The organism is Leucobacter sp. cx-328, assembly GCF_014530035.1.
In the GTDB taxonomy this organism is placed as follows: Bacteria; Actinomycetota; Actinomycetes; order Actinomycetales; family Microbacteriaceae; genus Leucobacter.
Map to the genome: position 1 here is coordinate 322019 of NZ_JACVMX010000001.1, position 16212 is coordinate 338230.

The 16212-nt window shown below is 60.0% G+C and carries 7 protein-coding genes; 2 read left to right on the forward strand and 5 right to left on the reverse strand.

The annotated features are described in order from the left end of the window. Positions 1-3 precede the first annotated feature (3 nt). From ICL81_RS01355 to ICL81_RS01375, 5 genes are all read right to left on the reverse strand, one after another. Positions 4-276, reverse strand: a complete 273-nt coding sequence (locus tag ICL81_RS01355) for a hypothetical protein (protein WP_124974016.1) — start codon at positions 274-276, stop codon at positions 4-6. Then, positions 276-521 (reverse strand): hypothetical protein, encoded by a 246-nt coding sequence (locus tag ICL81_RS01360; RefSeq protein WP_124974018.1) that lies wholly within the window; start codon positions 519-521, stop codon positions 276-278. Before ICL81_RS01360 ends, ICL81_RS01355 begins: the two co-directional genes overlap by 1 nt. A 53-nt stretch (positions 522-574) precedes the next feature. Further along, positions 575-973, reverse strand: a complete 399-nt coding sequence (mscL, locus tag ICL81_RS01365; protein ID WP_188033187.1) for a large conductance mechanosensitive channel protein MscL — start codon at positions 971-973, stop codon at positions 575-577. A gap of 119 nt (positions 974-1092) precedes the next feature. Continuing rightward, the gene (locus ICL81_RS01370; protein WP_188033188.1) at positions 1093-2481 is read right to left on the reverse strand and encodes a hypothetical protein; all 1389 of its coding nucleotides are present in this window, start codon (positions 2479-2481) and stop codon (positions 1093-1095) included. Positions 2482-2847: 366 nt separating this feature from the next. Beyond that, positions 2848-9588 carry an isopeptide-forming domain-containing fimbrial protein gene (locus ICL81_RS01375; RefSeq protein WP_188033189.1) on the reverse strand — a complete coding sequence of 2247 codons (6741 nt, stop codon included), beginning with the start codon at positions 9586-9588 and terminating at the stop codon, positions 2848-2850. A 335-nt stretch (positions 9589-9923) separates the two neighbouring features. Between ICL81_RS01375 and ICL81_RS12110 the strand changes: the two genes are divergently transcribed. Continuing rightward, the gene (locus tag ICL81_RS12110; protein ID WP_188033190.1) at positions 9924-12446 is read left to right on the forward strand and encodes a LuxR C-terminal-related transcriptional regulator; all 2523 of its coding nucleotides are present in this window, start codon (positions 9924-9926) and stop codon (positions 12444-12446) included. 151 nt (positions 12447-12597) lie between these two features. Further along, entirely contained in the window at positions 12598-16176 is a 3579-nt protein-coding gene (gene mobF / locus ICL81_RS01385; RefSeq protein ID WP_188033191.1) for a MobF family relaxase, read from the forward strand. The last annotated feature ends 36 nt before the right edge of the window (positions 16177-16212 follow it).

The window sequence follows — 16212 nt, forward strand, 5'->3', positions numbered from 1 at the left end:
GCCTCACTGCCGTTCCTCACCGTTGTTCATCGTTTCGGTGTGAACGGAGAACGGTTGCAGCGGCGTTGGATCGGGAACGTTCAGCATGATGCGCTCACCACTGTGCGAGTCGAGGTAGAGGTCGATCTTGAGACGAAGATCCAAGTAGCTATCCCCGAGGACATCGTAGGGGCTACCCAATCGGGCGTTCAGTGAGTCGTAGGTGTCTTCTGCAAACCGCAGCGCATTGAGCAGCAGATCCCACTCTTGAAGCGATAGGGCTAAGCTCTTCTCCATCACCTGAGCCTCACTGTTTCACGATCGCGGATCGCATGAAAACACCAGCCGAATACCAGTGAACCGGCGAACGTCACCCCTGCAGATGTGAGCAGCGGGGTCAGCGGCAGGTCGAAACGAAGAATGGCAGCCACGATTACTGCCCACAGGATGATGCTGGTTACTGCAAGGCCGCACAGGGCGACAACATCAGACACTCGGATGTCATCAAGCTGATGCGCGTCGTCGTCCCGTTGATGATTCATATCGTCGCCGTCATTCGCTACTACCCAATCGCACACGAGATCACCGGTGCGCGCTACTTGTGTCGCTCGTTCAGCAGGTCTCTGATCTCGGTCAGCAAATCGAGCTCAGTCACTTCGGACTCGGACTCCTGCCCCTGCGCGTGACGCTCGTTGAGCTTGTTGATCGGGAGCACAAACACGAAATAGACCACAGCGGCGACGATCAGGAAGTTGATGATGGCCGCGAGGATCGCGCCGAGTCCGAGAGTAGCAGCGCCACCCGAGGTGGTCGGAATCTCGATCAGGAACGCATTCGCGAGGGAATCAGCGTTAAAGACCGCTCCGATGAGCGGGTTGAACAGCTGGTCTACCAGCGCGGTGACAACGGTGGTGAATGCGGCACCGATCACCACCGCGACTGCAAGGTCGATCACGTTACCGCGAGCAATGAAGTCTTTGAATCCTTGAAACACGCTCAGTTGCTTTCTCTTAAATGAAAGGGAGTAAAAAGTTGACGGGCTCCATCCTCATTTGGGATCGGAGAGGATGAAGCCCGTCTGGTCCAGTAGCCATAACCAATCAGAGCTACGTCTTAAGTGAGCTTGTTGCGACGAATGAACATTGCCGATGCACCCACACCGATCAGACCAATCGCGAGCATGAGAGCGCCCGCTGCCGAGATTCCACCGGTCGTGGCGAGAGGGGGAGTTGTCGAGTTCTTTGAGCAATCGATCTGTTTGAGATCAACCGTGTAGGTTGCCGTGCCATCGTCATTCATGGTCCAGCCCTCTGCGGCCTTCAGTCGGTATCCGTCTTGAGCGGAAGCCGTGACAGTTACAGTGCTGCCCGCTTTCACCTCACCCTTGCGGGTGTACGAGATACCCTCGGTCTCAGCAACCGTAACCGTGGGATCAGTCAGATCACCAGGAACCTCGCACACGGCGTCAGTCACGGCAGGAGCAACCGGAGCAACCTCGACAGGAGGGGTCACGTCACAAGGAACGTCTTTCAGCTCGACCGTGTAGGTTGCAATCTTGCTATCGTCACTGAGAGCCCACCCATCAGTAGCAGCCAGCATGTAGCCTTGCTCAGCAGTAGCGGTAACGGTGAGGGTGCTGCCTGCCTTGATGTCGCCCTCAACATCGTAGTTCACGCCCTCAGTCTCAGCGACCGTAATCGTGGGATCAGTCAGATCACCAGGAACCTCGCACACGGCGTCAGTCACGGCAGGAGCAACCGGAGCAACCTCGACAGGAGGGGTCACGTCACAAGGAACGTCTTTCAGCTCGACCGTGTAGGTTGCAATCTTGTTATCGTCACTGAGAGCCCACCCATCAGTAGCAGCCAGCATGTAGCCTTTGTTAGCGTAGTCGTCGTCCAGCGCCGCAATGACGACAACGGTCTCGCCCACAGCGACAGTTCCGTCAAGGGTATAGGTGATGCCGGCGGTGTCTGCCAGCGTCACCGAAGGATCGGTCACGTCTCCGCCGGGAACGGTGCACACGGCCTGCTCTACCATCGGAGCTACGGGAGCGAGGTCGCAGGCTTCAGCGGGAGTTTCGAACCAGGTGAAGAATGAGAAGTCTCCGTCGTTCTTCCAGTTATCGTGGCTGTACTCGGGATTCGTATCTTGATACTCTCTTTCCCAGTTCGCGCCGAGGTCGCCGTCTGTCCAGGGGCGGAGTTCGCCTCTGCTGATCCAATCGAGCACCGCAAAGTGAGCGCCATCGTCCAGAATGCGGTAACTGTCAATTTGGTAGATGCCGCCACACTCGGCCTGATCATAGAAGTTAGGAATGGTGTTGGGAGCCATGCCATCGGTGATCTGAACGTAGTCGACTAGCGTCTGCGATTGGCCATTGGGAAACGGGTTCCAGGGTGCACTTCCGCCTTCAGGTAGCTTCCATACGAAGGTGATGTCGTACGGCTCGGTGAACTCGTCTTCGACTGCCGTTGCCGCTGTGGAACCAGCGAAACCCATACCAAGAGCTACCAAAAACGCCAGTACAATCGCCAGAACTCTTCGCACCCAGTAGGGACCGGTTCTGGTTCTGAGGTGTTGAATGTGGTTGGCGGGTCTACTGAGATTCATGGTCATTTCTTCCGTTAGTGCGTAGTCGGGCAGGAAACTTTCAAAATAAGAAAATGTCTTAACCCGCAAGTGGTTGGCGGGCTTCGTCCTCATCGGGGATTGAAAGGACGAAGCCCGCCAAGTCGGCCAGGAGGAGCAGAGCCAGCATGATGGGGGGAAACTGGGTTACTCGCTGCCTGACCTGGCCGGGGCTCAATTTGGGGTGGAGGCAAGGGGGAGAAGCCTCAAAGGGGTTGAGCCCCGGCGGTCTATCAGTTAGGCGTTTCCGCCTTCAGTTCCAGCTACGACGCGGTTGCGTCGTCGGCTGAGCAGGAGAGCCCCGCCACCCAGACCGAGGATCAGTGCGAGGGCGATTGCCCCACCCGCGAGCGTCCCACCGGTAACGGGGAGCGACGGGGGCACTTCATGCTCGGTCTCTGCCGGAGGCGGAGTGATCGGCGGCAGCCCTGGAGGTGTAGCGTTTCCAACCACGAGGTTGTAGAGCTTTACATCCTTAGCATTCTCGTTCACCTTCACCGAATAGTTGAGCTCTACTCGTTCACCAATCTCGAGAGTCCCCGACCACTTCAGGGTGGTGCCCACGAGAACCGGTGCGGTCGCGCTGGTTTCGGTGCCGTCTGCGGCGATGATTGTCGCAGACGGAGTACCCGACAGTGCACTGTGGTTCAGCACCTTCGACAGGTCGTCGGTGATGTTCACCGGATCGAGTTTGGTCGCACCAGTGTTCGTGCCGGTCACGGTGTAGGTGACGACCGAGCCTGGCTTGACCTTGCTCCCCGAAGCCGGGTCGCTGGTCTTGTCGATGGTGAACCCAGGGATCGGGTGCTCGGTTTCTACCGGGGGCGGAGTGATCGGCGGTTTGCCCGGAGGCGTTGCATCAGATTCGGCGTGGTTATTGAGCGTCTTGCCCTCGAACCCGGCCTTGACCTTGACGGTGTAGACCACCTGCACCTGCTCGCCCTTTTCGAGCTTGCCGCTCCAAGCGAGCGTCGTACCGTCGATGCTCGGAGCCGATGTCTCGGTTCCGTCAATCGTGGCAGTTGGCTGGCCCGTGAGCTCTGCGAACTCGAGCACCTGCGAGAGGTCATCCGTGATGTTCACCGGATCGAGCACCGTCTCACCGGAGTTGGTGCCGGTCAGCGTGTAGGTGATCTCGTCACCGGCCTGAACGGCAGTGCCGCTCACCGGGTCGGCGGTCTTCATGAACGTGTACCCGGGGGTCGGGTGCCACGTCTCAACCTCAGGCGGCGTGATCGGAGGCAGACCCGGGGGCGTCGCTTCAGACTCAGCGTGGTTGTTCACGATCACGCCGACAGCGTCATCGTTCAGGGTCACCGTGTAGGTGATCTTCACCGACTGGCCTTCCTTCAACGAGCCCGTCCACTTCAGATCCGTGCCGTCAACGGAGGGCTGAGGTACAGAATCCTCTCCTTCAATCGTGGCCACGGGATCGATCGTGATGTTCGCGTGGTTCAGTACCTTCGAAAGATCATCGGTAATCATCACTGGATCGAGGACGGTCTTGCCCGTGTTCGAACCGGTCAGCGTGTAGGTAATCGTCTCACCTGGAACAACCGTTGTACCTGACTCAGGATCCGAGGACTTGGTGAACTCGTAATCCGGAGTCGGGTGCTCAGTCTCGCCCGGGGGCGGGGTGATCGGCGGCTTGCCCGGAGGCGTTGCTTCAGATTCCGCATGGTTGTTGATCAGAACACCGTTCGCGTCGTCGTTCAGCGTCACCGTGTAGGTGATGGTGACCGACTGGCCGACCTCCAACGAGCCAGTCCACGTGAGCGCTGTGCCATCGACGACCGGAGCCGGAACACTATCTTCACCGTCGATCGTCGCTACGGGATCGATCGTCAGCTCAGCGTTGTTCAGCACATTCGACAGGTCGTCGGTGATGAGAACCGGGTCGAGCGCTGTCGCGCCAGTGTTCTCACCCGTCAGTGTGTAGGTCACTGTGCTGCCGGGTGCGACCGCAGTAACGCTCGCGGGGTCGGAGCTCTTGGCGAACTCGTAGCCCGGAATCGGGTGCTCGGTCTCCACTGGAGGCGGAGTGATCGGCGGCAGCCCCGGAGGCGTCGCCTCGGACTCAGCGTGGTTGTTGAGGATCTTGCCCTCATGCCCCTCGCCAACGGTGACCGTGTACGTCACGGTGACTGTCTCGCCAGGCTTCAGCGTGCCATTCCAGCTCAGCGCATTCCCGTCACGCTCCGCAGCGGGCACATTGTCCGCACCTTCAATGACAGCCACCGGCTCCGACTTGATCGTCGAGAACTCGAGCACCTTTGTCAGGTCATCAGTGATCTCAACTTCAAGATCGGTCTTACCAGTGTTCTCACCCGTGATCGTGTAAGTGATGTCGTCGCCAGCCACAACTGTGCTACCTGACACGGGATCCGAGGTCTTATCGAACTCGTAACCCGGAGTCGGGTGTTCAGTCTCGCCCGGGGGCGGGGTGATCGGCGGCTCGCCCGGAGGCGTGGCAGTCGACTCAGCGTGGTTGTTCACCAGTACGCCAGCAGCATCATCGTTCAGAGTGACCGAGTAGGTCACTCTGACTGACTGGCCGGGCTGCAGACTCTGCAATAGCGAGAGCCAGGTCAGCGTCGTCCCGTTGACCGACGGCTGCGATGCGGCGTCCACTCCGTCGATCTGTGCAACTGCGTCCCCGTTGTAGGTAGCGTTGTTCAGCACGTTCGACAGATCATCGGTAATCACCACCGGTGACAGCGTGGTCTCACCCGAGTTGGTGCCGGTCAGCGTGTACGTAATGGTGTCGCCAGGGTTCACCGCTGTACCCGACTCAGGGTCAGAGGTCTTAGTGAACTCGTATCCTGGAACTGGCTTCGTCTTCAGCGCCATATCGAGCGTGAAGTTGGTGAAATCATCCGTGGTACCCGGGGTCACCGTCATACCACCAGTGTTGTCGTCCGTGGGCTCGTCACCGGTGATCGTCGAACCGTTCACCGTGGCGGACAGCGTGATCAGGCCAGTTTTCACCGAGCCGTCCGATTGCTGCGCACCGTTGTGGTCGGTACCCTCATTCGCATCGTTGTTCGGGTCAGCCTCGTAACCCTTGTCCTGAGCGATGTACCCGGCGAGCGGGCCGGCCGGTGTCGTTTCGTCACCGGCAGCGAACTCAGAGGCCGGGATCTCAGCGTAGTACTTGCCCTCGGGCAGGTCATTGATCACCCAGCGACCGTCGGCGTTGGTGGTGGTTTCACCCACCTTGTCACCGGCCTCGTTGTAAACGTTGACCTTCACACCTTCGGGCGCGACAGTGTCGGTGCCTGCGGTGTACTTGCCGTCGTCGTCGGTGTCGAGCCAGATCAGGTCGCCCAGTGAGAACCCGACCACGCGTACGAGCACCTGGTTTGAGGTCAGCAGCTGGAAGACGCCGTCCTTGGAGGCCGTCTCACTGAACGCCGTGAAGCGGTTCGCGTAGAGATCACCCGCGGCGTTATCTGCCTGGTTGGTCTTGAAAGTGATCTTCAAGCCTGACGAAGTGCCCTCGTTCACGTTGCCCAGTCGATTTGCCGCGACGAACTTGAAGGCCGTCGCGTCAGCCGTGAAGGTCGTCGACCAGATCGACGGATCGATGTCGTCGTTCAGGTTCTGCGGAACATTGGCGGGATCGATCGTCGTGTAGTAGAACGTACCGTCGACGTCGGCTGTCGGAGCAGCATCGAGCTTGCTCGTTCCCTCGTAATCCGAAGCCGGGTTACGGTTGACGTTCGCAGAGTTCACCTTGTCACCGTTATACGGCAGCACATCGATGACCGTCGGTGCCGCATAGCGGAGCGCCTCCGCGAAGTTCTTCACCTGCAGCGTGTAGACCTGATCCTTATCTTGCAGATCAAGCGGGGCGTCGACCGTCTTCTTCAGCTGCAGGCCACCCGGCTGGGTCACCGTCACGGTGTGGTCGTCATTGTGGCTCTGCTGCACCGCGATGATGCCATCAGCCTTGATGTTGACCTTGTTCACCAGACTCGAGTTATTCGCCTGGAACGGGTCGACGTGGGTAGCCACCTTGAACGAACCGATCGGCTCGTTCGGTGTGAGCGTACCGAGCTGCCACACCAGGGTGGTGGTTCCGTTCGCGTTGACCGTGACGCTCGAAGGCATAGTTGTACCGAGTTCTTCGGTGCCCGCTGCATCGTATTCCACCCCCTTGGGGAGGGTGTCGGTGACAGTCACATTGTTCACGGGCGCCGGATCATCAGAGACTGCGGAGAGTGAAGGATCGATCTGCCAGATGACAGGCGTGCCGGCCTTCGCGCTGCCGGTTACACCAATGTCGCTCGCGCCGGTCGCGTCTTCACCGTTCACCGTACCTTCGATGGTGTACTTCGTGATCGCCATCGTTGCACGGGTCAGCGTCCAGCGGTCACCGAAGGCATGCTTGACATCGGAGCCATAGGTGCCGTCGTTAGTGGTGCCGGAACCTGGAACGTACGGGTGATTCTTCACCACCCAGTCGCCTGCGCCGTAGGTCGGGCTCTTGATGTTGCCGAAGTTGGCAGCAATCGTACCGGCGGGAATCTCTTCACCGTCGTTCGGGCCACCGTAATAGGTGTTGCGCTGCTCGAGCACTGTCAACATCTGCAGACGGTAACCCGCCGGAGCCTTGTAGCCATCCTTCGTCTTCATCCAGACAGCGTTGACCTCGTCAATGCCGCCGGGGACGTCGTTCGGGTTGTCGTACCAGGTGATGCTGGCGTCTTCGGTGATCGAGTTCGTGCCGCTAGCTGCCGTGGCCTGATTAGTCCAGTCGCCTTCATAGCGCGCTTGATCCGAATCGAAGTTGCCGTTATTCGCGGTGTCGCGAGCGACATCGTCGGTCAGGTTAACGTGAGCGTACTTGAACGTGAAGTTGTCCTGATAGGCCAGTGCCACGTTGCGGTTGTCACCGTTGACCGTGTTCGTGCCAACCGAATAGAGATCATCGGGGATGACCGGCCCACTCGTGTCGTTCGGATCGTTCGGCTTATCAGCGTTAAACGGCGCAAGCTTCATCATCGAGTTATCCCAGACATCGATCATCTCGACGTCAGGAGTGTCGAAGTTGAACAGTGCCTGCACCTTAGAGGTGAACGCCTGCCCTGGCTGCACCTGGCCCGCACCGGCCTGGCCTGCCGACTCGGGCATGTTTGCCTCGCGCATGTTCCAGCTCATGCGCTGGTCAACGAGGGTCTTGCCGCCATTGCCGGGAGAGATCTCGATGTTTGCGGGACCGGATACGTTGTTGCTTCGGCTGGTGCCGTCGGGCATCGTGTCACAGTTACTGCTGCGATCATCACTGGGGCCTGCCTCGCAGTAGCCAGGCTCATCAGCCGAGCCGTAGTTGCTCGCACCAGACTTGCCCTTGGGGTCGAAGTCGCCAACGCGGTTCCAGATGTTTACCTTGCCGGTGTAGTCACCCATGACGTCGTTCATTGCGTCGACCTCGTCGAACGGAATGAAGACGCGCACAGTGTAAGCCGCAACATAGAACTTGTCGGCTGCAAGTGCGGTGCCATTCTGAGACTTTGTCGGGTAGCTGGAGCCCGATGTATCGATGCCGTCAAGTGTGAATTTGTAGTTGCCGGTGTCGGCATCGCCTACGCGCTCATACGAGCACGTGCCGGAATCCACGACAGAGTTTTCTGCAGTTGTCACACCGCCGCCAAAGATCGGGGTGCCGACCTTGCCATAAACAGTCGAGCCACCAGGGCCAACCGAGGTGTTCTGGGCGTTCAAGCCGTCAGGGCCACAGTGCATCATGTACCACTTGAACGGTGTCTTCAGTGTGTTGCTGCCGTCCGCGGTATTCGCCCAAAGTGCGTCTTCGAACGTTACCGGCTGCTCAAACGCTTCATTGCCGACCGTACGGTCAGTCGTGATGTTGATCGAGTACGAGACCTCGTAGCCCCTCATTTCAGTCGGGGTGCCATTGACGTCGACGGTCTTCGTGCCGAGCTGCCACACCCAGGGGCGCTGCTTCTCAATATCGTACCGCGGGGCAGCGGTGATCTCGAAGGGGCCGAACTCGTGCGGTCCGTCGGGGCGTGCGGTGGTGACACCGTTCTCATCAGCGCCATAGGTGCGCACGTTGGTGGTGAATGTCGCGCCGTTTTCTGAACTGCCCGAGACGAATACTTGCGTATCAAGCTGGTGGTTCGCCTTGTCAACGCTGGTCGCACCGAGGTTGCACTTCAGCACCACAGAGGTGGTGCCGCTCGGAGGATCCTGCCGAGGCTGCAGGACATCTCCCGAGGGAAGCGCTAGAATCTCGCTGCCGGTGCCACACGAGTTTGGCATCTGACCGAATGTGGCGACCGCACCTGGCTCCAGCACCAGCTCCTGTTCAAACCACGCGTCGAATGAAGATCCGAGATCCTGTTCGGCGCTCGCGGTGATTGACCAGGAGTGGTTGATCACGTCGGAGGTACGCACACGGTTATTGCCGTCACCCGCATCTTGACCCGGCTCGCTATCGTCAGCATCAAACGGAGCGGTGCCCGTGTAAATGGTGTAGCCCCCGAACCCATCCGGGTCGTTCATCGCGATCACATCAGTCGACCAGGTTGGGTATACGAGCGCGTTGAGCTCAACGTCGTTTGCGTCAGCTGGAATCGTCGCGATTGACTTCTGTGTTGCATTCGCGTCGCTGTTGTCAACGACTCTCTCAAAGTCATTGACCCCAGCGGTTTTCGCTGTAGGCGTGAGGTAGTTGTCGCCGCCCAGTCCATCGGCATTGATCATCACCGTGTAGGGGCCGGCAATTCCCGAGACGTCTGCCGTCTTGAATGACCAATTGCCGTCCGCGTCGGTGGTGGTCTCCGCCTTCTGGGTGGGATCTGCGCCAATGAGCGTCACCTTCACGCCCGCGAGGGGGGTGTCGTTCTCGCCCGTCGGCTGGCTCGTATTAACCGCACCGTTATTGTTCGAGTCAACGTGGATCACGCCGTGGGCAAGATCGCCGGGTGCAGCGATTGCTGCTGAGGGCATACCAACACCGAACGCCACCAGCACGGCGGTCGCTAGCGCAAGAGTCTTCCCGCCCTGCGCCTTGAGATTTCGCCCGATCTTGGAACGTCTCTTATTTAACAACTGTTCCTGTTTCATCTACCTTTGCCCCCATCGAATCCCGGAGAATCGTCGAGTGTGTTCTTTACCGCCCCGCCGCAGAACGCGCACGAAGCAGAGCGAAGTCCATTTCGATTGAACTCTGTAGCGCTCGTGGAATCTGCCCCATTGGGGGAGATTCCCCCAGGGGAGTCACCCACCAGGCGTAAAATCCCCCAGACGTGTCACCCATTCCTTCGGCTTGCTGATCTGGAAGCGTGGATAATCTACTTATTCAAACAACTCGAATTATCGGGGGGGGGGGTAATATAGACCCTTTTTCTCCACTGGAGATTGAAGACATGACTGTTCAACACTCGCTCCTGTCAGCACCTGAGAACGTGGCTGCTTCATGGCGGGCACACATCCCAGGTCTTGATGTGTCTCCTCATATTTCGCGGCCTCGTCTTGTCCAGCAAATACTCGCTTCCACAGGGCGGTGGGTTTCCGTGCTCGGGCTGCCTGGTTCGGGAAGATCCACTGTTCTGTTTCAGCTGGCCACCCATTTGGAACACATCGGTTCCCCATACGTGGCTTCTTTCTCCGCTGCGCAGTCGCTAGACCTCGTCGGTGTGCTTGCAGCCGGTGTGCCTGAGGGAAGCGCCGTGTTGGTCGATGATTTTGACCTCGCTACTGATCCTGACCGTTTACGTGATGCACTTTGCGGCTTCCTTGCTGTCGACCCAAGCGGGCGTGTGATCACCACATCTATTGACGATCTTTCATGCGACAGGCTCGAGAGACACTCAGAAACTCTCAAGCTCGATTTCGTGGCGGGGGCACACCTGCTCTTCACCCATGAAGAAATCAGATCTCTGTTCCTGGCGACTTGTGCGGAGCACAATATCGTCTTGGTTGATGAGCAAAGCATCGAAGCTTCTGTCCGACGAATCGAAGAGTCCTCGATGAGGTCACCCTTTTCTGTGCGTATTGCGCTCCAGCAGGAGATCCGGTCACTGCCTGACCCGCCATCCGTCGTGAGGGGGAGCGCTTTAGCTGCGGCCGCGTCAGCAGTGCAGTCCAAATTGCTCGAGACGATACCGCAACGACGGCTTCGAGACGGCTTGCTCGGCAAGCTGGCCATCCTGGAACTCATGCCGCGTTTCACCCAACGGCACATCGGCAAACTATTCCCAGCTATCTCTGCTGCAGAGGGTCATGAAATTCTTGGCCTGCCGCACCTTGATAGCGAACTTTCTATAAACGAGATCGATGTTGCGTGGGTTGCAGCCTACTGGCCAGCACTCATTGAGAAGCGACGCCTGCATCGGGAGCAGCGCATCAAGCTAGCCGAACAGCTCCTCGCCCTGGATGAACCCGGGGCGGCGTTCGATCAGTTTGTTTTGGCGCAGGATTATCTACGCGCAGAGATGCTTCTCCGCTCTCAGTTCTTGACAGTTTTTGAAACCACTGCACCTGAGACGGTTGCAGCGCTTGCCAGCACTGCACGTAAGCACTACAAGAGCTACCCACTTCTGTACACGTTCCACGCGCTCGTGATGCCATACACAGTTCAAGCGCAACTCTCGGAGTGTGCGCAAATGTTGCGTGGCTTTGTGAGCCAACTGAACGAAACAGACAGGCACCTCACCAACGCCGTGCGCGCTGTTGTGCACGATCGTCTGCAAGACACTCAGGCGGCGAGAGAAACAGCCTGGGGCGTCATTGAAGCTGTGCAGGCGCAGATCGATGAAGAAGACTCGTCTGAGATCAACTCATCCCCGGCAGAAGCGAGTGTGATTGCAATTCTCGCGCTACTGTCTTGTGGCGGTTTCCCGCGCAGAGAGCTACTTCTCCCGAAGAGCGAGAGCGGTGACTACCTTGAGCACCGCAGGTCGCTAGCATTCTCTGCAATCAACGCAGCCCTCTACGAACAGTTCCCCAACGAAGAATCTGCCGGAGCATTGAGTGATGCCTATCGTTCGCTCGTGTACCCTCCCTCACGCTGCCTCACCGACATCGCGGTCTTTCAAGAGTACGACGAGCAGTTCAGACGTATCCTTGCATCTTGGAAGGACGCTGAAGAAACAGATGTGAGGGTCATCGAGCGCCCAGAAGACATCTTCGCGTTAAGCGACCTTGAAGATTCATCGCCCTCAATCCTCAGAGATGTCGCGATGCTCTACAAGAGACTCACCAGCACCACGGCAGCACCACCTGCCTCGAAAGAAGCGTTCCAGACTATTCCGTTACCGTTTAGGCACGTGGTTGAGTGGCAAGCAGCTCTCTATCAAGGCGACACCCTCGGAGCAATCACAGCTATCGACCAAATCGATGATGGCTGGGGTGAACGACTGATCGCCATACGCGTAGTACATAGATGCTCAGCAATGTTGTACCAAGGTAACACCGAGGGTGTCCAGCTCATGCTAGATCGCTCAGACGCGGTATCAGAAGCGCTCCTCGCACAAACCATCACCCTCATGCCCGCAGCAAGCGGACAAGCACTAGCCGCCCTATCCCCTCGCTTGGCTCGTATCTTCAACGCAGCCTCCACAGTCGGGTTGCTTGGTACCGGAGCGTTGCGAGAAAAATCTGTCTATACTCCAAGCCTGTCACCAGCTGAACTCAGAGTACTGCGACACCTCGCTGACGGGCTCAACACCGCACAGATTGCAGACCGCCTGCACCTCTCCGCTGAAACAGTGCGAACCCATGTCAAGCGAATGGCTTCGAAGCTCGGCGTTCGCGGACAGGCAGCAATCTTGCAGCGCGCCAGAAAACTCTCTCTGCTTTCCTGACTTTGAGTCAGCCTCAGGACTCCGCAACCTTCGCCCGACTTCGCCGTCACATATCTTGCAAACATGGCTGAAGTGCCGCGAGCCGACTCTGATTTGACCGCGTAACGCGGGGCAGTGGAGGCCACCTTTCGAGCGTGAAAGGTGGCCTCTGATGACGGTTTCGATGCGTCGTATGACGGCGGGTGACGGGTACAAGTACCTCCTGAAGTCGGTCGCCTATGGCGACGGCGATAGAGCCATGTCGACCCCGTTGACGCGCTATTACAGCGAAGATGGAACCCCGCCTGGCAGGTGGCTCGGTTCGGGTCTGAGCGGCCTCGCGGATGGTCAGATAGTTGCCGGTGATACGGTGACCGAGGCGCAGCTCCAACTGCTCATCGGGATGGGGCGAGATCCGGTATCTGGTGACGCGCTGGGGCGACCTTATAGCCAGTTCCAGACGCTCGATGAGCGCGTTGCCGCTCGCATTGCCGCGCTCGATCCTGAACTCACGCCATCGCAGCGGGCCGAAGCGGTCACGGTGATTGAGGCGGAGGAAGCGGCGAAGAAGAGCCGTAAAGCGGTCGCGGGCTTCGACTTCACGTTCTCGATCCCGAAGTCAGCGTCGGTGTTGTGGGCGGTGGCTGATGGGGGCACGCAACAACTCATTTGGGAGGCGCACCATGCCGCGATCAGTGATGTGTTGCAGTTCATGGAGCGCGAGGTCGCTGCAACACGGGGTGGTGCGCGGGGCCCTGACGGTGCGGTGCTGCAACTCGATGTTGCTGGGGTTGTTGCAGCCGCGTATGACCACTACGACTCCAGGTTGCACGACCCCTACTTGCATACGCATGTGGTGGTGTCGAACAAGGTGCAGCACGCCCAGACCGGGCGTTGGCTCGCGCTTGACGGGCGACCTCTGCACGCGGCAACGGTCGCGCTGAGCGAGTTGCATGAGGCGATCTTCGCTGACTCACTCACTCGGCTGTTCGGGGTCTCGTGGGAGTCACGCGAGCAAGCTGCTGGCCGGAATCAGTCGTGGGTGATCAGTGATGTGCCGGAGGAACTGATCAAAGCGTTCTCGAGGCGCGCACGCGATATTGAAGTCGAGAAAGAACGCCTCATCGTAGAGTTCGTGGCACGTCACGGTCGCAGGCCGTCGTCGGCTCAGGTCATCAAGCTGTTGCAGGAGGCCACGCTCGCAACACGCCCCGAGAAAGACGTGCGCTCGCTTGATGATCTCACGAGCGAGTGGCGGGATCGTGCAACAGTGATCCTCGGCGAAGATGCGGCGGCGTGGGCGATCCGTGTTGCGTGGCAACACGACCCCAGAAGCTCAGGTCTACGGTTGTTGCGCGCCGATGATGTTCCGCTCGACATGATCGCGGCCCTCGGGCAGCAAGTGATTGAGACGGTGGGTGAGAAGCGTTCGACCTGGCGACGCTGGAACCTCATGGCCGAAGCCGCCCGGCAGTCGATGTGGCTCAGGTTCGCGTCAACCGAGGATCGCGAGGTCATCGTCGGCATGATCGCGGATGCCGCCGAGCACGCATCCCTGACGCTCACTCCGCCCGAGCTTGCCGTCACTCCCGTCGAGTTTCAGCGCGCTGACGGCTCCACAAGATTCCGGCCGAAGCACTCGACACTGTTCTCATCGACGGCGTTGCTTGCGGCGGAGGATCGGCTGACCGCGAGAGCACGGGGCATGGCCGGCCCCAGGCTCGCGCTCGACACGATCGAGCGGTTCGCGAGTGAACCCGATGATGAGGGGCGCACGCTCGGCCCCGACCAGCGCGACGCGCTCGCCCGGATCGCGGTCTCAGGCCGCACCGTCGATGTTCTCGTGGGGCCTGCAGGTACTGGGAAGACTACGACGCTGGGCGCTTTGCGTCGTGCCTGGGAATGGAAGCACGGTGAGGGGTCAGTGGTGGGGCTTGCCCCGTCAGCAGTCGCGGCAGGCGTGCTCGCTGACGAACTCGGTATCCCGACCGACAACACCGCGAAATGGCGAGAAGTGTTCGAGCGCACCGGGCAGACCTTCACACGCGGTCAGCTGGTGATTCTTGATGAGGCGTCGCTTGCGGGCACGCACTCGCTCGATCTCATCACCCGTGAGGCTGAGCGGGTCGGAGCGAAAGTGCTGCTCGTTGGAGACCCGGCACAGTTGCAGTCGGTCGGCGTGGGCGGCGCGTTCTCCCTGATCGTGAACGACCGCGCTGAGGGCACGCCGGAGTTGACGGAGGTGTGGCGGCTGCAACACGACTGGGAGAAGCGCGCCTCGCTCGAGTTGCGCCACGGCCGCGCACCAGTGATCGACACCTATATGGAGCACGGCAAGATCCGGGGCGGCACCATTGACGAGATGGCCGAGGCCGCGTACCGGGCCTGGTGGGAAGACCGGCAGGCCGGGCGAGGAACGATCCTGATCGCAGAAACCGTCGAGAACGTCACCGAACTGAACCAGCGGGCACGCCGCGACCTCATCGCCCACGGCTTCGTCGCCGCCGAACGCGAGATCGAACTGGGCGACGGCAGCCGCGTGAGTGTGGGAGACACGATCATCACGAGGAAGAACGACCGCCGCCTGCGCTCGGCACATGGATGGGTGCGCAACGGTGAACGTTGGGTGGTGACGAACGTGCGCGATGACGGTTCGGTCTTCGTGCGGCCACCCACCATGCGGCGCGGGGGCGGGATCTTGTTGCCCGCCGCATACGTTGCCGAGCACGTCGACCTCGGCTACGCGGTGACCGCGCACCGTGCCCAGGGCGTTACCGTCGACACCGCACACACGCTCGTCGAAGCCACCACGACCAGGGAAGTGCTCTACGTCTCCATGACGCGCGGCCGCTACTCGAACCGAGCCTATGTCGCCACCGATCGGCTCGATCCCGCGCACAGCGTGCCGCAGCCCGGCGAGAACCCCGATGTGACCGCCCGCACCGTGCTCCAGGGCGTGCTTCAGCATGTCGGGGCTGAACTCTCGGCACACGAGACGATTACTGCGGAGCAGGAACGGTGGGGCGGGATCGCGCAGCTTGCCGCCGAATACGAGACGATCGCTGTCGCCGCGCAACAGGACAGGTGGGCGCGGTTGCTTGCTGCATCCGGGCTGACCTACGCGCAGGTAGACGAGGCGGTGAGTGCGGAGACGTTCGGGGCGCTCGTCGCTGAGCTCCGACGCGCAGAGGCCAGCGGGCATCCGGTCGATACGATCATGCCGAGGCTTGTGTGGGCGCGTGGCTTCGCGGACGCCGACGATATAGCCTCCGTGCTGCACTACCGACTCGAACAAGCCGTAACTCGGCTCGGCGTTGGTGGTGCGCTGCCGCGCGCTCGGTTCATCGTAGGACTACTGCCCGAAGCGGTCGGAGAGATGAGCGCCGATATGCGTGCCGCGCTCGAGGAGCGGCGGGAACTCATCGAAGCGCGCGCCGCCGCGATCCTCGACACCGCCCTCGAACGCGGCGAGCAGTGGGTGACCGCTGCTGGTGCCCCGCCGAAGAATGAGCAGGATCGGGCGCGCTGGCGATCAGGGCTGATGACCGTCGCCGCATACCGCGACCGGCATGGCATCGACCCCAGGGAGGCGCAGCCGCTTGGAGTCGAGCCGGAGAGTATCGGGCAACGCATCGACTACGAACGCGCTGGGGCGGCCCTGATTCGTGCCCAGCAGATCGTTCACCTAACTGTCCAGTCTGAAGTGCCGAGGCCGACAGCCGGGCGCGAGCATCGCGGCCCGACGCGATAGCGATGGGCCACCGACAGCGGAAGATGCGAGGATGTG

Coding starts and splice junctions, on each gene's coding strand:
- ICL81_RS01370 (WP_188033188.1), bottom strand. CDS start 2,481: ATGGGTTTCGCTGGTTCCACAGCGGCAACGGCAGTCGAAGACGAGTTC.
- mobF (WP_188033191.1), top strand. CDS start 12,598: ATGACGGTTTCGATGCGTCGTATGACGGCGGGTGACGGGTACAAGTAC.
- ICL81_RS01355 (WP_124974016.1), bottom strand. CDS start 276: ATGGAGAAGAGCTTAGCCCTATCGCTTCAAGAGTGGGATCTGCTGCTC.
- ICL81_RS01375 (WP_188033189.1), bottom strand. CDS start 9,588: ATGCCCTCAGCAGCAATCGCTGCACCCGGCGATCTTGCCCACGGCGTG.
- ICL81_RS01360 (WP_124974018.1), bottom strand. CDS start 521: ATGAATCATCAACGGGACGACGACGCGCATCAGCTTGATGACATCCGA.